Genomic DNA, 24,326 nt, shown 5'->3' on the forward strand with positions numbered 1-24,326 from the left:
CGTCAGAGAGCGATCGTCAGAACGTCAGCTTCCAACTGTTGATGTGGCCGGTGTCGAGGCTGGCCACGTCCTGGACCCGCAACTTCCAGGTGCCCGCGGCGGTTTCGGCGGAGGCGTCCACCGTGTACGTGGCGACCACGTTGTCGGCCGAGTCGGACGAGGCGGAGTTCTTCAGCCGGTACGCCGTGCCGTCCGGGGCCACGAGGTCGATGACCAGGTCACCGCGCCAGGTGTGGACGATGTCCACATCCACGGTGAGCGCGCTGGACGCCGCCCCGGCCCGGTTGACGTTGATCGGGGACTCGACGGTGGAGTTGTCGGGGATCTGGTAGTCGGCGGTGTTCTCGAACACCGACTGGTTCCCCTCCTCGTCCACCCGCCAGGCGAAGCTCGCCGTACCGGTCTCGTCGGCCGAGTCCGTCACGGTGACGGTCGGCGTCCAGTTCCCGGCCGTGGTCGGCGTACCCGAGATACGGCCCGTGGTGGCGTCGATGGACAGCCCGTCCGGGAGACCGGCGGCCGCGTACGACAGGGCGCCGGCGTTCGTGGACGACGCCTGGACGTCCAGGGTGACGGCCTGGCCGGTCAGGGAGTACTGGGCGGCCGGCGGGACGACGGTCACGCCGTCGAGGATCCGGGAGCCGACGTTGATCGCGGCCCAGGCGTTGGCGGTGTTGTTGTAGGTCACCGAGCCGAGCCCGTACAGGTCGGCGGCGGCCTGCAGGGTGGCGGTGCGGGCGGCCGCGTAGTTGGTCGTGGACGTCATGTACGTGGTGAGCGCCCGGAACCAGATCTTCTCGGCGGCGTCCCTGCCTATCGGCGTCACCGGAAGCCCGTCGAAGGTCGGCGAGTCGTAGGAGACACCGTTGACGACCTTCGCGCCGCTGCCCTCGGAGGCCAGGTAGTACCAGTGGTTGGCCGGGCCCGAGGAGTAGTGGACGTCGACGTTGCCGAGCGTGGAGGACCAGTAGTCGCGCGAGGAGCCGTCCTTGCTGGGCTTGTCCATGTAACGCAGCGGCGTACCGTCGCCGTTGATGTCGATCTTCTCGCCGACGAGGTAGTCCCCGACGTCCTCGCTGTTGCCGGCGGCGAACTCGACCGCGGCGGCGAAGATGTCGGAGGTCGCCTCGTTCAACCCGCCGGACTCACCGCTGTAGACGAGGTTGGCGGTGACCGATGTCAGGCCGTGCGTCATCTCGTGCGCGGCCACGTCGATCGAGGTGAGCGGGTTGGCGTTGCCCGACCCGTCGCCGTACGTCATGCAGAAGCAGGAGTCCTGCCAGAACGCGTTGACGTAGTTGTTGCCGTAGTGGACCCGGCTGTACGGCGCGACCCCGTCGTTGCGCAGTCCGTTCCGGCCATGGACGTTCTTGTAGTAGTCCCAGGTCAGCGCGGCCCCGTAGTGCGCGTCCGCGCCCGCGGTCTCCAGGTTGGCGGCGGTCCCGTCACCCCAGACGTCGTCGGTCCCGCTGAACAGCGTGCCCGTCCCGGACGAGCCGCGGTTCAGGTTGTACGTACGGTGGTTGCCCCGGTCCGCGTCGGTCAGCGTGTACGACGAACCCGACTGGCTGGTGCCGAGCGTGACCGTGCCGCTGTAGCGGGTGTTGCCCGTGCCGGTGTGCACGGCCTCGTACTCGTACAGCTTCTTCCCGGTCTGCGCGTCGGTGATGACGTGCAGTTCGCTGGGCGTGTCGTCGTGCTGGAAGCCGCTCACGACGGTCTCGTAGGCGAGGGTCGGCGTGCCCTTCGCCGCCCAGACGACCTTGCGGCTGCTGTCCGCCTCGGTCTTGGAGGAACCTTCCTCCTTGGCCGCCGCGACCGCCTGCTTCTCCGCCGCGGCCTTGCTGACCTCGGCGCTGAGGTCCGACACCTTCAGCTCGGGCTTGTACGCCCGGGTGACACTCTCGACCGCGCCGCTCCTGGCGGCGTGGACGACCAGGTCGCCGCCGAGCACCGGGAGTCCGGCGTAGGTGCGCTCGTAGCGGGTGTGCACGGTGCCGTCGGCGTCCTTGACGACGTCACGGACCCGCAACTCCTCCTGGCCGCCGAGGCCGAGGCGGTCGGAGGTCTTGTCCGTGGCCTTCTCGGCCTTCCGGACCAGGGTCTCTCGCTGAGCGGGAGTGAGCTGTGCGGGCAGTGCCCCGCGGTCCGGCTTCGCGGCCGCGGGACGGGCGGTGCCTTCGCCGCCGTCACCGCGTGCGATCGCCGGGGCGCCCGGGACGGCGACGGCGAGGACCGCCGCCGCGACGACGAGGGCGGCCGTGGCCGTGGTACGTCTGTGGGGGGTGGATCTCACGCGAACTCCTTTGCTGCGGCCGACGTTGGACGAGCGGCCGTACGAAGGACCCGGTGCACGGGTCGAGGCACCGGGTAGTGCAGGGAGTACTGCGATGCGGGTGCGCGTGCGCCGTCGTGAGACGGAATGCGCACAGAGTGACAGACGTCGGCCGCCTATGTCAGGGGCATATCAAGTGTTTGGCCGGAAAGTGATCGATCATCGGCCAGAGGGCTGAGGCGCTCCGTACGGGCGCGCACGTTCGTACCCTCATGCGCCAATGCGCCAATGCGCCAACGCGCTCAGGCCCCGCCCCCGTTGCGCTCTGAGGCTCGGGGAAGGCGGATGCCCGGGCGCGGATCGCTCCCGGGCATCACGACGTGTCGTCAGGGCTTGCGGGCGAGGCCGCCGTGTTCGGCGATGACTGCCGGGGTCGGGTCGGTGGGGGCCGGGCGCCAGTGGGGGACCGAGACGACGCCGGGGTCCAGGAGTTCCAGGCCGTCGAAGAACGAGGTGATCTCGTCGACGGTGCGGAGGTTGTAGGGCACGGCGCCGCTCTCGTTGTACCCGTCCTGGGCCTCTTCGAAGATCGGGTCGATGCCCCGGGAACCGTCGTTGATGGAGAGGTAGCTGCCGGACGGCAACGCCCCCATCAGGCGGTCGATGATCGAGCGTGCCTGGTCGTGGTCGGCCACGTGGCCCAGGATGTTGCTGAGGATCAGCGCGGTCGGTCGGCTGAAGTCCAGTGTGTCGGCGGCGGCCGCGAGGATGCGGTCCGGGTCGAGCACGTTGGAGTCGACGTAGGAGGTCGCCCCCTCCGGCGTGGAGTAGAGCAGGGCGCGGGCGTGGGCCAGGACCATCGGGTCGTTGTCGACGTAGACGATCCGGGTCTCGGGGGCGATCCGCTGGGCGACCTCATGGGTGTTGTCGGCGGTCGGCAGGCCCGTTCCGACGTCCAGGAACTGCCGTATGCCGGCCTCGGCGACCAGGTAGGTGATGTTGCGGCGCAGGAAGGCCCGGCTGCTGCGCGCGATGGTCACGATGCCGGGGAACACGGCGGTGTACGCGTCGCCGGCCTGTTCGTCGACGGGGTAGTTGTCCTTCCCGCCCAGCCAGTAGTTCCAGATACGGGCCGAGTGCGGCACCGAGGTGTCGATCTTCTGATGCGCCGCCGGTCCGGGCGTGGTCGCGTGGTCGGTCATGTCTACCGTCCGTCTTTCAGCCGAAGCGAGGAGTTCCGGACACAACCTACGTCCCGACACCCGTGTTCCGTACGCCAGTTCACATTTCCGGTGGGCCCGAGCAGGGGTTTTCACAGCGAAGCCCCAGTGTCGGTCGGTGGCTCGGTGGCAGGGTGGCAGGGCGGCCCCGTGGTCCTGCCGGCGGAGGCTGATGGCAGCCTGGTGGCGTGCGGATCGAAGGATACGAGGATCTCGGCGGCCCCTTGTTCGCGGGTGAGCCACTGACGGCTCGCCCGGGCTTCTGGTCGAATCAACTGCTGGGCCTGTGCGCCCGTGGACCGGGTGGCGAGCCGGAGTGGTTCGGCGACGACGGAGCCGACGCCGACGCCATGTCCGACGTGCTCTGGAACCCCGAGGGCCGGCCGGTGTTCCGGGTGCCGCTCGCGAACGGGCACGGGATCGCGGTGATCTACCGCAACATCGTCGGGGACTACGGCATCGACTACGTCGCCACCCGTCCCGGCGGGCACCACGCCCAGCAATTCGCCACCTGGGAGGGGGACTTGGTGGGCGACACCGTGACCTGGCCCGAACTGGTCCGTATCGCCGCCGACACCCCGAGTGCCCCGGCGGACGGCCTCACGGACCCGGCCGCCCGCCTCCTTCTCCTGCTTCCCCTGCTCCGCGACCCTGCCCCGCCGACCGAGGCGTCGACGTACCTCACCACGGTCCTGATCACAGCGGGGGCCCCGCAGCACACCGCCCCGGCCACGGCAGGACACCTCCTCGACCACGCATCCGCCGCCGTATGGCACGACCCCACCTGGCCCTCGCCCCTGAGCGGCGGCACGAGCCCTGTCCGCCCCACCGGGAGCGGACTTCTGACGCGGCTGGGCGTCATCCCCGTTGTCCCGACGCGAGATCGGGCGTGATCCGCTGAGGGCGGGCGCGGTTCTTCGAGCCGGGGCCCGCGACCAGGAGCGGTGGTCCGCTCTCCGTGGCTGCGGCTCGCGCACGGACCAGGGGGAACTTCTCGGCTCGAACTGGCGTCCTTCGGGTAGAGGTTCCACGCACCTGGTGCGCGAGGGAAGTGGGTTGCCATGACGACGAACGACCCGGGCAAGATCGAGACCACCCTGGCCGACGGCCGGCGCATGACCCTGTCGCTGCCTCCGACGGACGCGGGATGGGCCGCCGACGGCATCAAGGCCCTGCGCGTCGTCCCGCCCACGCACACCGGCCGCGGCCAGAACCCTCCCGCTCTCCCCGAGCGTCCCGCACTCCCTCTCGAAGTCGCCCTGCTGGGCTTCGCTCTCTGACAGGCCCGGGAACGGTCGACGACGGCGAGGGGCCGCCGCCCGGTGGGCGGACGTCGTGGCGCCGCACGTCGACACACCCACGGACCCCTTCCTCGCGCTGCCGGGGTCGAGCCAGGGCCTCGTCTGTTCCTCGAACCGGAACGCCTCGGCGGGGAGCTGGAGTTGCGGGACCGGCCCAAGCCGGGGCCTGCGGAGGAGTACGTCGAGGAGTCGCCCGACCCGAGTAGCGTGCCCGTGCTGACGCGTTGGGCGAGTGAAGGGAACCGGCATGCCCGAGGGGTGGGAATGGGACCGCACGCTCTTCCGGGGAAGCGCGGCCCATTACGAGCGAGGCCGGCTCCCCTACGCTTCCGGTTTTCCCGAGTCGCTCGCGGAGGCCCTCGCTCTGGACGGCCGGGGCAGACTCCTCGATGTCGGCTGCGGCCCGGGGACCGTGCTGCTGCCGATGGCGCGGTTCTTCACGGAGGCCGTCGGTGTCGATCCGGACGAGGACATGCTGGCCGAGGCCGAGCGACAGGCCGGACGCCGAGGGGTGACCAACGCGCGCTGGGTGGCCGCCCGCGCCGAGGACCTGCCGGCGGGGCTGGGGGAGTTCCGGGTCGTGGTGTTCGCCCAGTCCTTCCACTGGACCGATCGTGACCGCGTCGCGGCCACCGTGCTGGAGATGCTGGAGCCGGGCGGTGCGTTCGTCCACGTGAGCGACCTGAAGGACCCGCCTCCCGGGACGACGGGACTGCCGTCGCCCGCGCCGCCGTACGACCGGATCGGTGACCTGGTACGTCGCTGGCTGGGCCCGGTGCGCCGCGCGGGACAGGGAAAGCTCGTCAACGGCACACCGGGCGGGGAGTCCTTCGTCATCGCGCGTGCCGGGTTCGGGAACTTCGGCCGACTCGTCGTGCCGGCCGGGGAGGTGGTCACCCGCACCTCGGACGACATCGTCGCGTGGGCGTTCTCCCGGTCCGACGCGGCGCCGCACCTGTTCGGCGACCGGCTGCCCGACTTCGAGCGGGAGCTGCGTGCCCTCCTGGAGGAGACGGCCCCCGACAACCGTTTCGCGGAGCGCCTTCCGGCCACCGAGATCAGGACGTGGCGCAAGCCGCCGGCGTGAGCAGAGGAGTCAGCGGCGGGCCGCGGCGCTGTCGGTGGCCGCTGTTACCCCCCCGGGTCGGGGAAAAGATCGACTGACGCCCGTCGGCGCGGACGGCCGTCTTCTTCTCCGCCGCCGGATACACCCCCGCCAGGCCCGCACCTGGGCCCGCACCTGGGCCCAGACCAGCGGCACCCTCCTGTTCCGCTTCGACCGCCAGGGCGGAGTCGAGGCGGTCGACACGGCGCCCACGAACTGTTGGCAGAAGCGGACGCCCGAGGACGGTGACCGGCGGGCAGCGGAGAGCCGGCACCGCGATGCCTGATCCCGCCCGAGAGACACGGTCCCGCCTCGTGGAGCGCCGGGCCGTGACGGTGTGCGTCGTGGAGTGCCGGGCCGTGACGGTGTCCGGAAGCGCGACGGGTAGGCTCGGCTGGCCCAGGGTGCCGGCAAGCTCGGGGCTTTGCGCGGCGGCCGCGCCCACCTGGCTCCTGTTCGGAGCGGGGGCCGTCTCATGACGGATGGCCGCCGGTCGCCACGTCCGGAAGGAACGAACGAGATCATGCGCGTTCTCGAGGCCGCCCGAGGCCTGACAGAGGCAGTCGCGGTGGAGGCAGCCCGATGACCGGCGGCGACGAGCCCGTCCTGCTGCACACCGTCGGCCGGACCGCCCACCTCACCCTCAACCGCCCGAGGGCCCTCAACGCCCTCAACCACGCCATGGTGCGGCGCGTCGACGAGGCACTGACCGCCTGGGAACACGATCCGGCCGTGGAGAGCGTCGTCATCACCGGCGCGGGGGAGCGCGGGCTGTGCGCGGGCGGCGACATCCGCGCCGTCCACGACGACGCCCGCGACGGGGACGGCAGCGCCGCGGCGGCGTTCTGGCGCGACGAGTACCACCTCAACGCCCGTATCGCCCGCTATCCCAAGCCCTACGTCGCCTTCATGGACGGGATCGTGATGGGCGGCGGCGTCGGAGTCTCCGCGCACGGCACCGTCCGTGTCGTCACCGAGCGGTCGCGGATCGCCATGCCCGAGACCGGCATCGGCTTCGTCCCCGACGTCGGCGGCACCCGGCTGCTGGCCCTGGCGCCGGGCGAACTCGGCACCCTCCTCGCCCTCACGGGCACGCAGATCGGCGCCGCCGACGCCCTGCTGTGCGGACTCGCCGACCACTACGTCCCCTCCACGTCGCTCGGGCACCTCCTCGACGACCTCGCGGACCTGCCCGTACAGGACGCCGTCGCCCGGCATGTGCGGCAGCCGCCTCCCGGCGAGCTGGCGGGCCGGCGCGAGTGGATCGACGCCTGCTTCGCCGCCGACACGGCCGAGGAGATCGTCCGGCGGCTGCTCGCCCACGGCGACCCGGCGGCGAAGGAGACCGCCGAGACCCTGCTGGCCAAGTCGCCCACCGCCGTCAAGGTCACCCTGACCGCCCTGCGCCGCGCCCGGCGGCTCGGCTCCCTGGAACAGGTACTGGACCAGGAGTACCGCGTCTCCTGCGCCGCCCTGGCCACCCCCGACCTGGTCGAGGGCATCCGCGCCCAGGTCATCGACAAGGACCGCAACCCCCGCTGGTCCCCGGCCGCTCTCACCGACGTCACCGAAGCCGACGTGGACCGCTTCTTCGAGCCGCTCGGCGCACGCGAACTCGGCCTCGCCCAGCACGAGACCATGCAGGAGACGGCCGGGTGAAGGGGCCCCGGCCGCGCACCGGAGAACACCTGTCACCCGGCCCCCACCAGGCTATCCCCGTGACCGACACCCCCCACGGCATACGCATCAGACCCGGCGGCCCGGCCGACGCTCCGGCCATCCTCGGCATGCTCGACTCGGCGGTGGCCTGGATGAACGACCGCGGCAACACCGAGCAGTGGGGCACGATCCCGTACTCGGAGCGGCCCGACGGGGCGGCACGGGTCGAGCGGTACACGACCGAGAACACCCCGTACATCGCGGAACTGGACGGAACACCTGTCGGCGCCCTGGTCCTGGACTCCGGCCCCAGCCCGCAGATGCCGATCGCGCCGGCCGGTGAACCCGAGCGATACGTCCGCCTCCTCGTCTCCGACCGCCGCCACGCCGGCCTGGGCATCGGCGCGGCCCTGCTGGCCCACGCCGCCGAGGAGACCCGCCGGGCCGGCGTACGACTCCTCCGCGTCGACTGCTGGGCGGGCGGCGACGGCCGTCTCGTCGCCTTCTACGAACGCCACGGCTTCACCCCCACCGCCCGGTTCCTCTCCGACACCTGGCCGGGCCAGGTACTGTCCCGCCGCGTCGACTGACCGCGCCACCGACCCTCACCGACGGTCGCGGCATCCGACGAAGGAAGAATCCGTGCCGCGTGCGGCGGCCGGGTCGCAGACTGCCACGCCGATCGTCAACCGCGACGACTTCGGCATGCGTCCCGCGATCACCACCTGGCGGCGGCCGACGCCATGCGACTCCTCGCTCGGCGGCCCGGGACTCCGTTCGGGATCCACCTCACCGACCCGCACTTCCTGAACAGCTTCTCCCCCGCCACCGAGGAGAAGGTCGCCGTCAGTGAGGGATGCCGTCGATGAGCTCCCGGGCGCCCTGGCGGAGCAGCGCGACCGCGACGGAGGTGCCCAGGGTCGCCGGGTCGAGGCGGCCGGCCCATTCGTGGGCGTTGAGGACCGTCTTGCCGTCGGGGGTGAACACGGACGCGCGGAGGGAGAGTTCACCACTGCGGTCGGTGCCGGCGAAGCCGGCGATGGGGCTGTTGCAGTGGCCCTGGAGGACATGCAGGAGCATGCGCTCGGCGAGGGTCTCCCGATGGGTGTCCGGGTCGCCGAGGCCGCTGACGGTCTCGATGGTGACGGCGTCGTCCTCCCGGCACTGGAGCGCCAGGACGCCCGCGCCGATCGGCGGCATCATCGTCTCGACGGAGAGGATCTCGCTGATGACGTCCGCACGGCCGATCCGCTCCAGACCGGAGACGGCCAGCAGCAGCGCGTCCGCCTCACCGGCGGCGAGCTTCTCCAGTCGGCGGTTGGCGTTGCCGCGGAACGGGATGCAGTCCAAGTGCGGGTGGGAGGCTGCGAGTTGCGCGGTACGCCGTACGGAGGAGGTCCCGATGCGCGTACCGGCGGGCAGCTCGTCCAGGGTGCGCCCGGCGGGGTCCACGAGCGCGTCGCGGATGTCGTCCCGCTTGAGGAACGCGGCGAACATCGTGCCGGCCGGGAGGGGCCGGTCGGCGGGGATGTCCTTCACACAGTGCACGGCGAGATCGGCCTCGCCCGCGATGAGCGCGGCGTCGACCTCCTTGGTGAACGCCCCCTTGCCCTCGACCTTGGAGAGGTCGCCCATCCACTTGTCCCCGGTCGTCTTCACGGGGACCACTTCGGTGCGCAGCGCCGGGTGCAGTACGGCGAGTTCGGCGCGTACACGCTCCACCTGGGCCAGAGCCATGGGCGAGTCTCGGGAGACGATGCGAATCAAATCCTGCGACATGAAGGCACGATAGCCCCTCGGACGAGCCCCCGATGACCACCCTCGCCCCCGGCCCCGCCCTCACCTTCGACGACCGGCCCGGACGATCAGCCTCGACGACCGGCCGCGACGACCCGTCTCACACGTCCGCCTCCTGGTACTGCCCGAGAAAGTCGAACTCCCCTTCGGCCGCACGGAACAGGAACAGCGCGTCGTGGTTGTATCCGTTGTCGGAGGTGTACGCGACGGTCCGGCTGATGCCCTGGTAGGCCACCTCGTGCATCCGGCGCACGACAGCGCCGCGTTCCCTCAGAGGCGACGCCTCGCTCGCACACACCTTGGCCAGGAACAGCACCGCGTCGTACGCCTCCGCCGCGTACCGGCCGGGGCGTTCCCCGTACCGTGCCTCGTACGCCTCGGTGAACGCGCGGGCCGCCGGGGTGGCCGTCGGATCGATGAACGTGGTGGCGAACACCCAGCCGTCGGCGGCCGGGCCCGCGCTCTTCAGGAACCGTGTGCCGAAGGCCCGTTGGGTCGCGACCCGGACCCCGGAGAACCCGGCCTCGCGCAGCGCCGCCGCGAAGACGCCCGCCCGTTCCTGACCCCCGCTGAACACGACCGCGTCCGAACCGGCCGCGATCACCTGCCGGGCGAGCGCGGTGTGGTCGAGCTTCCCGGCGGCGACGCTGGTGACGCTCGTGTCCCTCCCGTCACGGCCCAGCGCGCGCTGGATGAAGTTGCAGAGGGTCCAGGCGAAGTCACCCTCGGCCCGGTCGTCCACCAGGAACACCTTGCGGGCGTCGGCCTTGCCCGTGAGATAGACGTTGCACGGGGCGGCCAGCAACTGATCGGTCGGCCCCAGTTGCGCATGCGAACGGAGAGTGGACAGACCGGCCTCCCTGACCTGCGGCGTCACCCCCACCGACACCGAGACGACGGGCAGCACGGCCTTCGTGTACGTGGTCTCCGCGGCGAGGAAACAGTCGTCCGTGGTCGGGCCCAGCACCGCGAGGACCCGCTTGTCCGCCACCAGCCGTCGCGCCCGGTCGAGGGTTCGCTCGGGCGCGCCCCCGTCGTCGTACGCGCGCAGCCTCAGCCGTAGCGGGCGGTCGTCGTCGGCGTTGACCCGCGCGACGGCCAGCCGGGCGCCGTTGAGCTGGGCGCGTCCGACCTCGCCGGTCGCACCGGAGAGGTCGCCCTGGAAGGCCACGACGAGGTCGGTGCGCGGAGCGGACGAGGGCGAGGCACCCGCACCGGTCCTCCGGTCGGCGCGGCTCCGCCACCACCAGGCTCCGCCGCCGACCGCCAGCACCCCCGCCACCGCCCCTGTGGAGCCGAGCGCCAGGAAACCGCGGCGGCTCGTGGCCGGGCCGCCGGATCCCGGTTCCTTGAGGGACGTCACCGTCACCGCGTCCGACCGCACCGGCCCGTTCGCTTCCGCGTGTGCCGGATCGTTCGCCTCCGCGATCGCGTCCGCCGGTGCGGTCGAGGCCGGTGGGGGCACCCGGGTCGGCTCGATCGCGCCCATGGCGAGCACCACGGCGGACCGGTCCGCGATCAGCCGGGTCACCGGCTCCGGCAGCCACCGCTCCCGGTCGGCTGGTACGGCCGCGTCCAGCGCCAGGCCGACCTCGACGGCGGTCGGCCGCCGCGCCGGATCCTTGTCGAGGCACGCCCGTACGACCGGTTCCAGCGCCTCCGGGATACCGGGCAGCTCCGGCTCGTCGTAGACCGTGCGCAACAGCATCCCGGCGGCCGCGCCACTGCCGAACGGCCGTACGCCGGTCGCGGCGAAGGCCAGGACGCAGCCCAGCGAGAAGACATCGCTGGGCGGACCGACCCCCGCGCCGCGCGCCCGCGCCTGTTCGGGCGACAGGAAGCCGGGCGAGCCCACGACGACGCCGGTGGACGTGAGCGCCGTACCCTCCGGCGTGCGCGCGATACCGAAGTCGATCAGGCGCGGGCCGTCCGGGGCCAGCAGCACGTTGCCCGGCTTCACGTCGCGGTGCACCAGACCCGCCCGGTGGACCGCGTCCAGTGCCTCGGCGAGCCGCAGCCCCAGCACGCACACGGACGCGGGGGACCACGGCCCGTGCCCCTCCAGCGCCTCCGCCAGCGAGGGACCCGGCACGAACGCGGTCGCCAGCCACGGATCCTCCGCGTCGGCGTCCGCCCCCAGCAGCGGGACCACCCAGGGGCTGTCCACCTGCCGGGCCACCTCGATCTCGCGGCGGAACCGGGCCCGGAAGCCCACGTCGTCCGCATAGGACGCCCGTACGACCTTCACCGCGGCGAAGGCCCCGCCCGGCGCGCGGGCCAGGAAGACGACACCCATGCCACCGGCGCCGAGCCGTCGCAGCAGACGGTAGTCGCCCAGCCGCGACGGATCGGCGGTACGCAGCGGCTCCATCAGGCCGTCAGCGGCGCGGGGCCGCCGTACACGAACGCTCCGTCCTCGACGCGCCAGAGGTAGCCACCGGTGCCGTCGATGGTCGGCAGGCCGTTCTTCTGGAACCCGTACGTCCTGGTGATGCCCTGGTACTTCGCGGCCCGCAGCGCGGCGAGCAGTTCCTCGCGGGTGCGGCTCTTGGACGGGAGGTCCGCGAGCGACGTGAGCACCATGGACGTCACGTCGTAGGCCTCGGCCGCGTACCGGGGCGGCGCCTGCTTCCACCGCTTCCGGTAGGCGTCCACGAACGCCTTCGCCTCGGGCGTGTTCGCCGTGTCGACGACCGGTGCGACGATCGTCCACCCCTCGGCGGCCTCCTTCGCCTCCGTGAGGAAACGCGGGTCGAGCAGGGCCGGTCCGGAGGCGCGGGCACCGGAGAAGCCGCGCTCGTGCAGTGTCCGGGCGAACGACGCGGCCCGGTCGGGCAGTCCGGCGAAGGCGATCGAGTCGATGTCGGCGGCCAGCAGGTCGTCCACCGCGTCCCCGAAACCGGACCGCATGGGGCTGACCACCCGGGGCAGGAACGGCTGCCCGGCCGTCTTCAGCTGCTTGCTCAGGGTGCTGCTGATCTCCGCGCCGTAGTTGTCGGCCGCCCGGTCGACGACGACACCGACCTTGCGCGGGCGGGTTCCGCGCAGGACCGCGTCGAGGTAGACGGACAACACCGTGTCGGGCAGCCGTGCGTTCAGGAACGAGCGGAAGCCCTGCACGGCGAGGCTGATCGCGCCGGGGGACACGGTGAGCACGGGCAGGAGGCCCGCGTCGTACGCCGCCAGCGCCGACTGGGCGGTCGCGTCCGTGGTCGGACCGACCACGGCGAGTACGGAAGGGTCGTCGGCGAGCTGCTTCGCGAGCCGGGCCGCCTCGGCCGGGTCGCCGGCGTCGTCCACGGCCCGTACGTCCACCTGGAAGGGGGCGTCCTTCCGGGCGTTGAACTCCGCGACGGCGAGCCGCAGTCCGCGTTCCTGGGCCTCGCCGGTGGCGCGCTGGTCGCCGCTGAGGTCGCCGTGCAGTGCGACGGTGTGGGCGGGGCGCCGGGAGGAGGTGGCGGCCGGCTTCTTGTCGCCCGATCCGCCGTCCCGGCCCAGGGCCCACCAGGTGGTCCCGCCGCCCGCGGCCAGGAGCGCGCCCGCGCCGGCGAGCAGGACGCGGCGCCTCGCGGGGGCTTCGGGCGTGTCGGTGGCGGCCGTGGGCACGGTGTCTCCGGCGCCGGGCGCCGGGGACGCGGTGTCGTCGTCGGAGGCGGAGCGCTGCGGACCGGTCCCGCTCGGGGAGTCGCCGCCCCGGACGGCGGCCGCGCGCGAGGCGTCGCCCGAGATCTCGGTGTGGTCGATGTCCGGCAGCGCGAGCGCTTCGGTCGAACGCCGGGCGATCAGCCGGACGACCTCATCGGGCAGCCAGGAGGCGGGGGCAACGGCGCCGGGCCTGTCGGCGGGGGCGTCCGCGGGCTCCTCCGACGTCTCGCCGTCCTCACCGGACCTTGCGCCCGAACCGTCCGCCGACTCGGTGGAGGCCGAACCCTGTACCGCCGCTCCGGAGGCCGAACCCGCCGCCGCCCCTCGGGAGGCCGAGCCCTCCGCCGTCTCTTGGGGAGCCGAGCCCGCCGCCACATCCTGGGAGGCCGAGCCCTCCGCCGCCTCTTCGGGCAGCAACTCCCTTACCAGTTCCTCCACTTCGGGCCGACGGGCCGGGTCCTTCTCCAGGCAGCGGGACAGCAGTTCGACCAGCGGGCCCGGAACGCCGTCGAGGTCGGCCGGGTCGTGCACGGCCCGGTAGAGGAGGGCGTCGAGCGCCCCCGTGCCGAACGGTGGACGGCCCGTCGCCGCGAACGCCAGGACGCAGCCGAGCGAGAACACGTCGCTGGGCGCGCCGATGGTCCGGCCGTCCCGGCCGTCGGCCTGTTCCGGCGAGAGATAGCCGGGTGTGCCGACCACGAACCCCGTCGCCGTGAGCGCGGTGTCCTCGGGCGCCCTGGCGATACCGAAGTCGATGAGCCGGGGCCCGTCCGGGGCGAGCAGGACGTTGCCCGGCTTGAGGTCCCGGTGGACCAGCCCAGCCCGGTGGACCTCGCCCAGCGCCAGCGCCAGCCGGCCCCCGAGGATCCGCAGCCCGTGCTCGCCGAGCGGCCCGTACGCGGCCACCGCCTCGGCCAGGGACGGGCCGGGCACGTACGCCGTCGCCAGCCAGGGCGCCGCCGCCTCCGCGTCGGCGTCCACCAGCGGCACCGCCCACGGACTGCTGATGCGCCGGGCGACCTCGACCTCACGCCGGAACCGCGCCCGGAAGCCCGCGTCCTCGGCGTACTCCGTCGCCAGTACCTTCAGCGCCACCAGCGAACCGGCCGACGTACGCGCGAGGTACACCACGCCCATGCCGCCGGCGCCGAGCCGGCCGAGCAGACGGTGGTCGGCGATCCGTGCCGGGTCGGAAGAACGCAGTCGCTCCATCAGCCTTCGCCCCCGCCCAGCTCGTATCTCACCCGGTCGAGCATGGTGGTGGTGCCGCGCGTCATGTACTGCTCCAGTTCGGCGACGGTGTATCCCTCAGCGCCCTTCAGCGACACCGTCACGTTCACCTGGCCGAGCCGTGTGACCATCCACCGGTACATGGCCTCGCCGCTGCCGGTCAGATAGACGCCCGTCTCCAGGATCGAGTCGTCGGCGTAGTTGTTGCCGCGCATGCCGCGGGGGGTGCCCACGGACATCAGCTTCTCGATCCGCTCGTCGGCGCGTACCTGCTGCTCCGGGCAGCGCAGCGCCTCCTCCAGCGTCTCGGACAGCTGGTCGTCGGCGCCGAGCACCGTCGTGTGGACCGTCACCGAGGCCGTCACCTTGATGGTGCCGCGTTTCCCGGTGCCCGGCAGTTCGCTGTAGAGGGAGAGTGAAGCGAGCACGCCGTCGGGCAGTGCCCGGCGCTGCCACCGGCACTCCTCGTCCAGTGCGGCGACCGTGCCCTCGGCGCTGCGCGCGAGCGGCTGCGCCTCGAAACCCGCGCCCCAGTCCTGCGGCCGCATCACGACCGCCTCCGCCAGCGTGGCGCCCTTCCGCCTCGAACCCGGTACGCGGTCCGGGTCCGCCTCGAATGGCGTCGTGGACGGTGTCGCCGACGGCTCCTCGCCCTCCGCCGCCACCTGCCCGGAGGCGGAAGCGGAAGGCGTCGGGGAGTCCGACGCCTTGGTGCCGGGCTCGGCCGCCCGCTCCGACGCCCCCGCACTGCATCCGCCGAGGAGCACCGCCGCCGCAGCCCCCGACGCGGCGGCCCTCAGCCGCCAACCACCTCTTCGTCCAGCCGTTTTGTCGTCCATCGCCGCCCCTCCACCGCAGTTCCCCGTGCGTGACCGGTGATCGTACAGAGGTACGCAATCCCGGCGGGAGCGGTTCCCGAGAGTCTCTTCGCACATGCCCGAACCATTGACGCGGAGGATGAACTCCCTCACCCTGAACGCATGTTCAGAACAAACGTTCAGAACGCGGCCCGGAACGAGGCTGGTTGTGGTGACGGGCGTGCCGACCGTGGTGCCGACGCGTGCGCCGATGTGGCGGTGATCGGCGGCGGAATGGCCGGGATGGCGACGGCGTTGCGCCTGCAGGCGGCGGGGCTGTCCACGACCGTGCTGGAGGCGCACGGCCACGCGGGCGGCTGCGCGGGCTACTACCGCAAGCGCGGCTTCTCCTTCGACGTCGGCGCGACCACCCTGGTCGACTTCGGCCCCGGAGGAGTCGGCGGTGAACTCCTGGACAGTGTCGGGATCCCACCACTGGACGCGCAGGAACTCCCCGGCTATCAGGCTCATCTGCCGGACCGTCGGATCACACTCCATCGCGACCAGGCCGCCTGGCACGCGGAGCGGCTGCGCACGCTCGGCGACAGCGAGCGGCATCGCGCGTTCTGGGACCTGCTCGACCGACTCGCGCACACCTTCTGGCGCGCCAGCCGGGCGGGCGTACGGCTGCCGATCCGCGGCCCCGCCGACGCCCTCCACGACCTGCGGGCGGTCGGATGGTCCGGACTCCCGTACGCCCGCCACCTGAACCGGACCCTGGGCGACGCGCTGCGCGAGCACGGTCTGCGCACGGACGCCGCACTGGTCGGGCTGCTCGCCATGCTGGTCGAGGACACCGTCCACACGGGTGTCGACGACGCGCCCCTCATCAACGCGGCGCTCGGGGTGACCATCCGGGGCGCGGGCCTGAGCAGACACAACGGCGGCATGCACGGCTTCTGGCGCGTGCTGGTCGGACGCTACAGAGAGCTGGGCGGCACACTCCGGACCGCCTGCCGCGTCACACAGGTCCAAGGGTGGCCCGGCGCCTACCAGTTGACGACCCGCCAAGGAGACTTCCGTGCCCGCCGGATCGTCTGCGCGGTCCCCGCCGCCACCACGGCGACGATCTGCGCGGCGCTCCCCGTGGCCGCCAGACTCCGGAGATATCTGGAACGCGACGCCGATGCCCTCGGTGGCGCGGCCGTCGTCTTCCTCGGCGTCCCCGAATCCGAGGTCACCGGACAGGAGTTGACTCACCATCAACTTCTGCAGTCCTACGACCGCCCCCTGGGCGACGGCAACAACATGTTCGTCTCCGTGTCCGCGTCCGGAGACATCCTCAGCGCACCGCCCGGCCACCGCGCCGTGATGATCTCCACCCATACCGACCTCGCCGACTGGCGCGACCTCGACCCGGCGGCGTACGAGCAACGCAAGAAGGAGACCGGGGAACAACTCCTCGCCCGCGCACGGAGGGCGTACCCCCGTCTCGGGGAGCGCGCCGTGTTCGCCCGGACCGGAACACCGCGCAGCTACGAACGGTTCGGCTTCCGTCCCGAGGGCGCGGTCGGCGGCGTACGCCAGCGCCTGGCCAACACCAACCAGCACGCCGTACCGCACGACCTCGGCGGCCCCGGCCTGTGGCTGGTCGGGGACTCGACCTGGCCGGGTCTCGGCACGGTCGCCTGTGTGCTGGGCAGCCGCATCGTCGCCGAGGGACTGCTGAAGGAGAGGGGACGCGCCGGATGACCGCATCCGACAACCCAGAACCCCCAGAACGCACGGGACCCCCAGAACCCACCGGACCCACCGGACCCACCGGACCCACCGGACCCACCGGACCCACCGGACCCACCGGACCCACCGGACCCACCGGACCCACGGGACCCCCGGCCCCCGGTCTCCCGACCCTGGCCGAACTCGGTGAGGATCTGCTCGTCACCACGCGCCGGCAGCGGATCGTCGCGCTCGTCCGCCCGGGTGCCGGGGTACTGGTGTTCGCCGGCGCGGTGTGGCTCGGCTGGTGGTGGCTGACCCCGGTGATCGTGTTCGGGGTCTTCGTCGCGGTCGTGACCGTCACCCACGACGTGGTGCACCGCACGATCGGCCTGTCACCCCGGGCCACCGACTGGGCGCTGTTCGCGACGGGACTGGTCCTGCTGGAGAGCGGGCACGCCTACCGCGCCACGCACACCCAGCACCACCGCCTCTTCCCGCACCCCGACGACCCGGAGGGCCACCCCGCCGAACTGTCCCTCCTGGGCGCGGTCTGCTACGGCCCCGTCTTCCTCGTACGCCTGTGGTTCTGGTCCTACCGGCGCGGCCGGGACCGTCGCTGGCTGGTGGCGGAGGCGGTGGCCCCGGTCGCCGCGCTCGCCGGGGGAGTGCTGCTCCTGCCGTACACGCCGGGGCTGTTGGTCTATACGGTGATGGCGATCGTCGGGAGTTGGGTGTATCCCCTCCTGACGGTGTATCTGCCGCACCACGACTACGGAGACACCCCGTTGACGCAGACCCGCACCCTGCGCGGGAGGATCATCCCCGCCGTCTTCCTGGAGCTCACGTACCACCTGGAGCACCACCTCTACCCGCGGGTGCCCAGCCACCACCTCCCGGAGCTGTCACGCAGGCTCGAAGGCCACTTCGCCGCCCATGGTGTACGGCCGGTGCGCGTTGTCTGACACACGTGACGCCGGTGACGGCCGCAGCCCTCGTGGCACCCGTGACCGCGTCCTGGAAGCCGCCCTCGTCTGCCTGGTCCGCAACGGCTACGGCGGGACCACCGCGCGGGCGATAGCCCAGGCCGGTGGCTTCGCGCCCGGAGTGATCTACTACCACTTCGCGGACCTGGACGATCTGCTGGTGGCGGCGCTGGAACGGACCAGCGGAGCCCGCATCGCCCGGTACCGAGCCGAACTGTCCGGCATCGACCGCGCCGTGCCCGCGATCGCGCGGCTGCGCGAACTGTACGACGAGGACACCGGGACAGGGCACATCGCCGCCGTCCAGGAGCTGTACGCCGGGGCGCGGCCCGGAACGCGGCTGGCCGCCCAACTGGCCCTCGAAACCCGGAAGTGGGAGGAGCTGGCCGAGGAACAGCTCACGGTCCTCCTGCGCGGCAAACCCCTGGCGTCCGTCGTCCGGGTACGCGTACTCGCCGGCGCGGCGGTGGCCTTCTACCTCGGCATGGAAACCCTCACCCACCTCGACGGCGACCGCTCCCGCCCGGCCACCCTCTTCGACCAGGGCGCACGACTCGCCGCGATCTTCGACCGCGTACCCCGTCTGAAGCGACGGGCCCGCCGGGTGAGATGAGCGAAGGAGAACCCGTGAACCGCCACCACCGGCCCCCGCCGCCCACCCCGAGGCTCGCCTTCCGCCGGATGACGCGGGACGACCTCGACGACATGGCCGCGCTGCTCGGCGACCCGGGCGTGATGCGCCACTATCCCCGCCCCCGGACCCGGGAGGAGGCCCTGGCCTGGATCGACTGGAACCAGGGTCTGTATCGGGAGGAGGGGTACGGGCTCTGGCTGGTCACCCTCCGCGCCACCGGGGAGTTCGTCGGCGACTGCGGCCTGACACCCCAGGAGATCGAAGGAGTCACCGAGTTGGAGGTCGGCTACCACGTCCGGGCCGACCTCCAGGGGAACGGCTACGCCACCGAGGCCGCGGCGGCCTGCCGCGACCACGCCCGCGACGTCCTCCAGGCGAAGCGACTCGTCGCCCTCATCCGCCCCGACAACCATCCGTCCCAGCGCGTAGCGGAGAAGATCGGCCTCCCCTTCGAACGCGAAGCCACCTCCCGCTCGGGCCTTCCCGTCCAGATCCACGCCACGTCCCTGTGACGGCCCCGCCCCGGACCCTCGGCCCGCGCCTCCGCGAGCGGTACGGAGCCGAAGCGAGGTGAGTTCGAGGGCGCGGTCGTCCGGTCCCTCAGCCATGCGAACCAGCCACCGCTCGTACCGGACGAGGACCGTCGCCTGCTTCTACCGGGCGTCACCCGTCGCCAACCTGCCCTGCGCACGGGCGGGTTCGCCCGAACCCGAACCCGTCCCCGAACCCGAACCCGTCCCCGAATCCGACCCCGTGCCACCGCCGCTCCTGCGGATCAGCGCCACCCCGAGCACCGCGAGCAGGGACGCCGCGGACAGCGTGTACAGGCCCCCGTTCGTCGTGCCGGTCGTGTCCTTGAGGTAGCCGAAGAGGGTGGGGGAGACGAAACCGCCCAGGTTTCCGATGGAGTTGACGACCGCGAGGCCGGGCGCGGCGATCTTCAGGTCGAGCCCCGACTGCGCCATCGGCCAGAACAGGGTGGCCGCGCACTTCCCGCCGACCGCGGCCAGTGTGATGGCCGCCAGGCCGAACCAGGGGGAGCCCAGCGTGGCCAGGAAGGTGCCCGTGGCGGACAGGACCAGGGCGGCGGCCAGATAGGGGCGGCGGTCGGGGGCGCGGTCGGTGAACCGGCTCATCGAGTACATGGCGATCACCGCGCAGATCCACGGGACGGCCGACAACAGACCGACCTGGAACGGCGACAGCCCGCCGATCTCCTCGACCAGACTGGGCAGCCAGAAGGTGATCGCGTACCCGGTGAGGGCCATCGCGAAGAACACCGTGGTCAGCAGCGCCACCTGAGGGTGGATCAACAGCTTCAGCCGCGACACCCGCGGGGCCCGGCTGCGCGCCTCCTCGTCCCGTGCGACCGCCGCGCCCAGCGCGTCCTTCTCCTCCGCCGTGAGCCAGGAGGCGTCCTTGATACGGGAGACGAGGAAGAACCCGGCGACGAAGCCGACGACGATCGACAGCAGCCCTTCGAGCGCGAACATCCAGCGCCACCCGGCGAATCCGCCGACCCCGTGCAGCTCCAGCAGCGCGCCCGTGATCGGCCCGGTCACGATGTACGCGGTGGCCGAGCCGCCCAGGAAGATCGCGCTCGCCCGGCCCCGGCTGGAGTCCGGCAGCCACTGGGTGAAGTAGAGGAGGACGCCGGGGAAGAAGCCCGCCTCCGCGACACCGAGCAGGAAGCGCAGCCCGTAGAACATCCATACGTTGTGGATGAAGCACATCGCCACGATCACCAGTCCCCAGGTGATCATGATGCGGGTCAGCCAGACCCGGGCGCCGAACCGCTCCAGGAGCATGTTGCTCGGCACCTCGAAGAGGGCGTACCCGATGAAGAACAGGCCCGCGCCGAGTCCGTACGCGGTGGCGCTCACCCCGACGTCGGCCCGCAGCTCGTCCTGTACGAAGCCGACGTTCGTCCGGTCCATCTGGTTGATCAGCAGCATCAGGACGAGGATCGGCAGCATGCGGCGCAGGAACTTGCTGACGGCACGGCGCTCGGCATCGGGTTTCACGACTTCTGACATCGTTGTCTCCCTCTGACTGTTCACATGCGTGAACTGTCATCACGTACGTAGGAATGGCGGGAACCTTACGGAGGGCTCGCCTCCGGGTCAATGGGTCGGTTCCGTGATCACATATGTGAACGATAGGGAGGGTGAGGCGGTTCCGCGGACGGACGAGGCGATCTCTCACGCCGGGTGGATGAGGAGCAGCGCGATGTCGTCACTGCGGGGCGCGGAGCGGCGGGCGTGCTGGACGAGCGTGTCGGCGACGGCGTTCATGGCGCGGGGGCCGGCCGGATCGGCGCGGGCGAGTGCGCGGGCGAGGTCGCCGACCGCGTCGTCGATGTCGATGCCGGGGGCTTCGACGAGTCCGTCCGTGTAGAGGGCCAGGACGGACCCGGGGGGCAGCGGGATCTCGGTGGACGCGTAGCCGGCGTCGGGGTCGATGCCGAGGAGGAGCCCCGGCGGCAGGCGGAGGGGCTCGGTGGTGCCGTCGGGGTGGCGCAGCAGCGGGGGCGGGTGTCCGGCCGTCGCCAGGCAGGCGGTGTGCGCGCCGAGGTCGAGGTGGACGTAGAGACAGCTGGTGAACAGGTCGGGGTCGAGGTCGGTGAGGAGCCGGTTGGTGCGGGCGAGGACTTCGTCGGGGGCCGCCCCGGCGGTGGCGTGGACGGCGGTGCGGACCTGCCCCATGAGGGCGGCGGCGTTGACGTTGTGGCCCTGCACGTCGCCGATGGCCGCGGCGGCCGTGGTGGGGCCGAGGCGGATCAGGTCGTAGAAGTCGCCGCCGATGTCCATGCCACGGGTGGCCGGGAGGTAGCGGGCGGCCACGTCCAGCCCGGCGACGTGGGGCAGGGTGTGGGGCAGCAGCCCTTCCTGGAGGTTGTGGGCGAGCTGGTGCTTGGTGTCGTACAGCCGGGCCCGGTCCAGGGCCTGGGTGATCAGCCCGGCGGTGGAGGTGAGGATGGCACGCTCCTCCGGGGTGAAGGGGTGGGGCTGGTCGTAGGCCAGGACGAGGGACCCGACCGGACGCCCCGAGGTGATCAGGGGGAGGAAGGCCCAGGCGGCCCTGGTGTCCGGGAGCGCGGCCGGGGGATAGGCGAGCTTGAGCTCGGCGGAGGTGGCGAAGAACGTGGGAACGCCCGTGGCGAGGGCGCGTACGGCGGGAGTGTCCGAAGTGAGCGGGGTGGCGTCGAAACGTTCCATCACCTCGGCGGTGTAGCCGCGGTAGCCGATGACCCGCAGCCGGCCCTCCTCCGCCGTCATCAGGGCCAGGGCCGCGGCGCCGAACGCCGACAGGACCTGCTCGGCGACCTGGTCGACCACGTCGCGTACGCCGACGGCCTCGGTGAGCGTGGCGGCCAGGTGCATCAGGTGGTAGAGGGTGTTGGCTCGCCCCGTCGCGGCGGCGGAGTACGGACGAGGCCCGGGAGGAGCCGTGACCGGAGCGTGGGCGTGGGGCGAGTGGGTGGGCGAGATGCGGACGCTGATGCCGGAGGCGTCCGGCACGAGACTGAAGGACAGCCACCGGTCCGGCGGGCGCAGGGCGATGAAGGACACCGGTTCGCGGCTGAGCATGGCCGCCCGGTAGCTGTCCTCGGCGGTCGGGTCGTCCAGCCAGCGCAGGGCATCCCACGGCTTGGCGCCGAGCAGGTCGGGGATGTCGACGCCGAGCAGTTCGGCGGCCTTGGTGCTGACGAAGGCGATCCGTCCGTCCACGTCGAGCGAGCAGCAGCCGCCGGGGATGCGCTCGGCGAAGTCGACCGCGGCCTGTGCCTCGGCCGGTCCCGCCGTCCGGCTCCGCAGCGGAGGCAGCATCACCGGCTCGGCGGCGGGTCGTACCGGGTGGCCGTCGTCGGCCGCCTTCCGCAGGATCAGTCCCAGACGGTGACAGGCGTCGGCGATCTCCTCCCGCTCCCGGGGGCTCGGCTGCGCGGGGTGCGACGCGGGCCACTGGAGCACCAGCCCGCCCCAGGTGTCCGAGTCCGTGCTGATGGGGGCGGCGGCCATCGTGAAGCGGTACGGCGCGACCAGCGCCAGCCGTGGGTAGCGGCGCGCCATCTCCTCCTGGCCGCTCACCCACACCAGCCGGCGCCCCCGCACCGCGTCGGACACCGGGGACGAGGCCTTGAGCGCCACCCGCGCCCAGGGCATGGAGATCTCCCAGGGGACCCCGCCCAGCACCGCCAACTGCAGCACCGGCTCGTCCGGCGCCAGCAGATACACCGCCGTCACCGACGTGGCGCTCTCCCGGGCCACCTCGATCAGAACGGACTCCAGCGCCTCCGGACCGACGGCGCCAGGGCCGGGCACGCCCTCATGCACACCCTCACCTGCCCCGGACCGGTCCGGCGGAGCGAACAGGCGGCCACCGCACCTCACCCATATGCGGACCATACGCCTGCCGCGCCGCGGCAGCATGCCGGTGAGGCCGCCCACCGGGGCTCGCCGCCCACCGGGGCTCGCCACTCACCGGGGCTCGGCGCCGTGCGGTGCCCGGCACGGCGGTGTCCCGCCGCCACGCCGTGCCGTACGGCGGTGTCCCACCACCCCCCGATGCCTGTAGGGCGGCGTTCGATGCCCGCCGGTTCCCTTCGACAGCCGTACGTCGGCGTTCGACAGCCGCGTCCTCACTTCATCATCCGTTGGCCGGAGTGCGGTGGCCGCCCGGTCCGGCCGTCAGCTCGGTCCGGCGGGGGGCTGCTCGTCGGGCCCGGCACCCGGATCTCGTACCGCCAGGAGAGCCGCGCCGATGTGTGCCACCGCTCGCGGATCGGAGAGGGACCGGTTCGTCAGCTCCTCGATGCGGCGCAGCCGGTAGCGGACGGTGTTGGGGTGGACGAAGAGGCTCCGGGCCGCGTCGGTGGCCGAGCCCGCGGCGGCGAACCAGTGTTCCAGGGTCTGCAGCAGGCGAGCACGTTCCACCACCGGGAGGTCGACCACGGGCCGGAGGACGACCCCCACCAGGTGCGCCGCCTCGGCCGGAGCGGCGGCGACCACCATGGCCAACGGGTCGTCGTCGAACCGCGCCACACCCGGACCGGTGCCCCGCAGCCCGGCCAGAGCCAGCCGGGCGAAGCGCAGCGCCTGCGGGGTGTCCCGCAACGAGTCGAAGCACGGACTGACCCCCACACGGGCCCGGGTGCCACGCAGGACACCCAGGCACGTGCCCTCCGCCGCAGCCGTGGGCAGGGCGATCAGACCGATCTGCTGGTCGGGCAACAGCCGCCATGCCGACGGAAGTTGGGCTTGGCGCAGCCCGGCCTCGACCCCCGCCAGCGGCTCCTCGCCGGGAGCGCCGGCCGCCGCCGCGGCGACCGCGTAGGGCCCGCGCTCGGGCAGGCCCAGCTCGCGGGCGGCCTCCCACAGCGTGGTCCGGTCCGCGATGACACCGGTGAACAGCGCCTCCACCAGCGCCGAGCGCCGGGCCTGCCCCCGCGAGGTCAACTCGGCGGCCGTCTCCCGGTAGGCCGCCGCGACCGCCTCCGCGTACAGGCCGAACAGCGCCCAGATCTCCGCCGACTTCGACACCAACCGGTCGTCGGAGACCTCGGGATGGGTGCGTGCCTCCACCAGGATCTCCGTCCACAGGAGTTCGAACCCGACCCGGTACGCGTGCAGGGTGTCCGCCAGCGGCACGCCCTGCTCGGCTCGGACACGTCCCGTCTCGCGAGCCGGGCTCGCGTCGGGGGTGGCACCCTCACGGAGGTGGTTCAGGATCAGGTCCGCGTTGGCGGTGCACGAGCGGCGCAGCGAGTCGAAGGGGATCAGTGACTCGTCCGCGTAGGCGTCGACGTCCGAGCGGATGCGCCGTGCGATCCGCTCACCCAGCTCCGGGAGTCTGGAATGGAGTGCCGCTGCCACACCCGAGATGTCCATCACCGCAGCTTAATGCTCTCTTTTTGTTCCCCGGAACAACCCCAGGGGGGAGCTGCTGTCGTGCGGT

The 24,326-nt window shown here is 72.3% G+C and carries 18 protein-coding genes; 9 read left to right on the top strand and 9 right to left on the bottom strand.

All coding sequences use genetic code 11. The features are described from left to right. Positions 1-16 precede the first annotated feature (16 nt). The gene (locus OG272_RS44765) at positions 17-2,296 is read right to left on the bottom strand and encodes a M4 family metallopeptidase (RefSeq protein WP_328224577.1); all 2,280 of its coding nucleotides are present in this window, start codon (positions 2,294-2,296) and stop codon (positions 17-19) included. A 365-nt stretch (positions 2,297-2,661) separates the two neighbouring features. After that, complete coding sequence (locus OG272_RS44770; protein ID WP_326573942.1) at positions 2,662-3,477, bottom strand: SAM-dependent methyltransferase; 816 nt, start codon at positions 3,475-3,477, stop codon at positions 2,662-2,664. 206 nt (positions 3,478-3,683) lie between these two features. On the opposite strand from OG272_RS44770, the gene OG272_RS44775 reads away from it, so the two are divergent. The 5 genes from OG272_RS44775 (at position 3,684) to OG272_RS44795 (ending at position 8,150) form a co-directional block, all read left to right on the top strand. Then, the gene (locus OG272_RS44775; RefSeq protein ID WP_328224578.1) at positions 3,684-4,388 is read left to right on the top strand and encodes a hypothetical protein; all 705 of its coding nucleotides are present in this window, start codon (positions 3,684-3,686) and stop codon (positions 4,386-4,388) included. A gap of 168 nt (positions 4,389-4,556) precedes the next feature. Then, positions 4,557-4,775: a hypothetical protein gene (locus tag OG272_RS44780; RefSeq protein WP_326573938.1), complete on the top strand. Its 219-nt coding sequence runs from the start codon at positions 4,557-4,559 to the stop codon at positions 4,773-4,775. 268 nt (positions 4,776-5,043) lie between these two features. Then, positions 5,044-5,883 carry a class I SAM-dependent methyltransferase gene (locus OG272_RS44785; RefSeq protein ID WP_327726397.1) on the top strand — a complete coding sequence of 280 codons (840 nt, stop codon included), beginning with the start codon at positions 5,044-5,046 and terminating at the stop codon, positions 5,881-5,883. Positions 5,884-6,483: 600 nt separating this feature from the next. Next, positions 6,484-7,560, top strand: coding sequence for an enoyl-CoA hydratase/isomerase family protein (locus tag OG272_RS44790; protein WP_328224579.1), 1,077 nt, complete (start codon positions 6,484-6,486; stop codon positions 7,558-7,560). Between the two features lie 59 nt (positions 7,561-7,619). Further along, positions 7,620-8,150, top strand: a complete 531-nt coding sequence (locus tag OG272_RS44795) for a GNAT family N-acetyltransferase (RefSeq protein ID WP_328224580.1) — start codon at positions 7,620-7,622, stop codon at positions 8,148-8,150. Between the two features lie 256 nt (positions 8,151-8,406). On the opposite strand, the gene hemC is transcribed toward OG272_RS44795, so the two are convergent. From hemC to OG272_RS44815, 4 genes are all read right to left on the bottom strand, one after another. After that, on the bottom strand, positions 8,407-9,339 hold the full coding sequence (gene hemC, locus OG272_RS44800) for a hydroxymethylbilane synthase (protein WP_326573929.1): 933 nt from the start codon (positions 9,337-9,339) through the stop codon (positions 8,407-8,409). 118 nt (positions 9,340-9,457) lie between these two features. Next, entirely contained in the window at positions 9,458-11,728 is a 2,271-nt protein-coding gene (locus tag OG272_RS44805; RefSeq protein ID WP_327726393.1) for a bifunctional serine/threonine-protein kinase/ABC transporter substrate-binding protein, read from the bottom strand. Beyond that, the gene (locus OG272_RS44810) at positions 11,728-14,214 is read right to left on the bottom strand and encodes a bifunctional serine/threonine-protein kinase/ABC transporter substrate-binding protein (protein ID WP_328224581.1); all 2,487 of its coding nucleotides are present in this window, start codon (positions 14,212-14,214) and stop codon (positions 11,728-11,730) included. The genes OG272_RS44805 and OG272_RS44810 overlap by 1 nt, the downstream gene beginning before the upstream one ends. Continuing rightward, positions 14,214-15,071, bottom strand: coding sequence for a hypothetical protein (locus OG272_RS44815; RefSeq protein ID WP_327726391.1), 858 nt, complete (start codon positions 15,069-15,071; stop codon positions 14,214-14,216). Before OG272_RS44815 ends, OG272_RS44810 begins: the two co-directional genes overlap by 1 nt. A gap of 141 nt (positions 15,072-15,212) precedes the next feature. Between OG272_RS44815 and OG272_RS44820 the strand changes: the two genes are divergently transcribed. Genes OG272_RS44820 through OG272_RS44835 form a run of 4 tightly spaced genes read left to right on the top strand, consistent with a single transcriptional unit; the run spans position 15,213 to position 18,880 of the window. After that, on the top strand, positions 15,213-16,781 hold the full coding sequence (locus tag OG272_RS44820; protein ID WP_327726390.1) for an NAD(P)/FAD-dependent oxidoreductase: 1,569 nt from the start codon (positions 15,213-15,215) through the stop codon (positions 16,779-16,781). Next, positions 16,778-17,713, top strand: coding sequence for a fatty acid desaturase (locus OG272_RS44825; protein WP_405895897.1), 936 nt, complete (start codon positions 16,778-16,780; stop codon positions 17,711-17,713). Before OG272_RS44820 ends, OG272_RS44825 begins: the two co-directional genes overlap by 4 nt. Beyond that, the gene (locus OG272_RS44830) at positions 17,706-18,347 is read left to right on the top strand and encodes a TetR/AcrR family transcriptional regulator (protein WP_327726388.1); all 642 of its coding nucleotides are present in this window, start codon (positions 17,706-17,708) and stop codon (positions 18,345-18,347) included. The genes OG272_RS44825 and OG272_RS44830 overlap by 8 nt, the downstream gene beginning before the upstream one ends. A 14-nt stretch (positions 18,348-18,361) precedes the next feature. Then, on the top strand, positions 18,362-18,880 hold the full coding sequence (locus OG272_RS44835) for a GNAT family N-acetyltransferase (RefSeq protein ID WP_327726387.1): 519 nt from the start codon (positions 18,362-18,364) through the stop codon (positions 18,878-18,880). 141 nt (positions 18,881-19,021) lie between these two features. Here the strand turns inward: OG272_RS44835 and OG272_RS44840 are convergent, their stop codons facing one another. The 3 genes from OG272_RS44840 to OG272_RS44850 all read right to left on the bottom strand — a co-directional run bounded on the left by OG272_RS44840 (position 19,022) and on the right by OG272_RS44850 (position 24,259). Continuing rightward, positions 19,022-20,404: an MFS transporter gene (locus OG272_RS44840; protein WP_327726386.1), complete on the bottom strand. Its 1,383-nt coding sequence runs from the start codon at positions 20,402-20,404 to the stop codon at positions 19,022-19,024. Positions 20,405-20,569: 165 nt separating this feature from the next. After that, entirely contained in the window at positions 20,570-22,693 is a 2,124-nt protein-coding gene (locus OG272_RS44845; protein WP_328224584.1) for a SpoIIE family protein phosphatase, read from the bottom strand. 366 nt (positions 22,694-23,059) lie between these two features. Beyond that, the gene (locus OG272_RS44850; RefSeq protein ID WP_405895898.1) at positions 23,060-24,259 is read right to left on the bottom strand and encodes a PucR family transcriptional regulator; all 1,200 of its coding nucleotides are present in this window, start codon (positions 24,257-24,259) and stop codon (positions 23,060-23,062) included. Positions 24,260-24,326 lie beyond the last annotated feature (67 nt).

The sequence above is a fragment of the Streptomyces sp. NBC_00104 genome, assembly GCF_045160825.1.
Lineage (GTDB): Bacteria > Actinomycetota > Actinomycetes > Streptomycetales > Streptomycetaceae > Streptomyces.

Coding starts and splice junctions, on each gene's coding strand:
- OG272_RS44770 (WP_326573942.1), bottom strand. CDS start 3,477: ATGACCGACCACGCGACCACGCCCGGACCGGCGGCGCATCAGAAGATC.
- OG272_RS44780 (WP_326573938.1), top strand. CDS start 4,557: ATGACGACGAACGACCCGGGCAAGATCGAGACCACCCTGGCCGACGGC.
- OG272_RS44785 (WP_327726397.1), top strand. CDS start 5,044: ATGCCCGAGGGGTGGGAATGGGACCGCACGCTCTTCCGGGGAAGCGCG.
- OG272_RS44790 (WP_328224579.1), top strand. CDS start 6,484: ATGACCGGCGGCGACGAGCCCGTCCTGCTGCACACCGTCGGCCGGACC.
- hemC (WP_326573929.1), bottom strand. CDS start 9,339: ATGTCGCAGGATTTGATTCGCATCGTCTCCCGAGACTCGCCCATGGCT.
- OG272_RS44805 (WP_327726393.1), bottom strand. CDS start 11,728: ATGGAGCCGCTGCGTACCGCCGATCCGTCGCGGCTGGGCGACTACCGT.
- OG272_RS44810 (WP_328224581.1), bottom strand. CDS start 14,214: ATGGAGCGACTGCGTTCTTCCGACCCGGCACGGATCGCCGACCACCGT.
- OG272_RS44815 (WP_327726391.1), bottom strand. CDS start 15,071: ATGGACGACAAAACGGCTGGACGAAGAGGTGGTTGGCGGCTGAGGGCC.
- OG272_RS44820 (WP_327726390.1), top strand. CDS start 15,213: ATGTTCAGAACAAACGTTCAGAACGCGGCCCGGAACGAGGCTGGTTGT.
- OG272_RS44825 (WP_405895897.1), top strand. CDS start 16,778: ATGACCGCATCCGACAACCCAGAACCCCCAGAACGCACGGGACCCCCA.
- OG272_RS44840 (WP_327726386.1), bottom strand. CDS start 20,404: ATGTCAGAAGTCGTGAAACCCGATGCCGAGCGCCGTGCCGTCAGCAAG.
- OG272_RS44850 (WP_405895898.1), bottom strand. CDS start 24,259: ATGGACATCTCGGGTGTGGCAGCGGCACTCCATTCCAGACTCCCGGAG.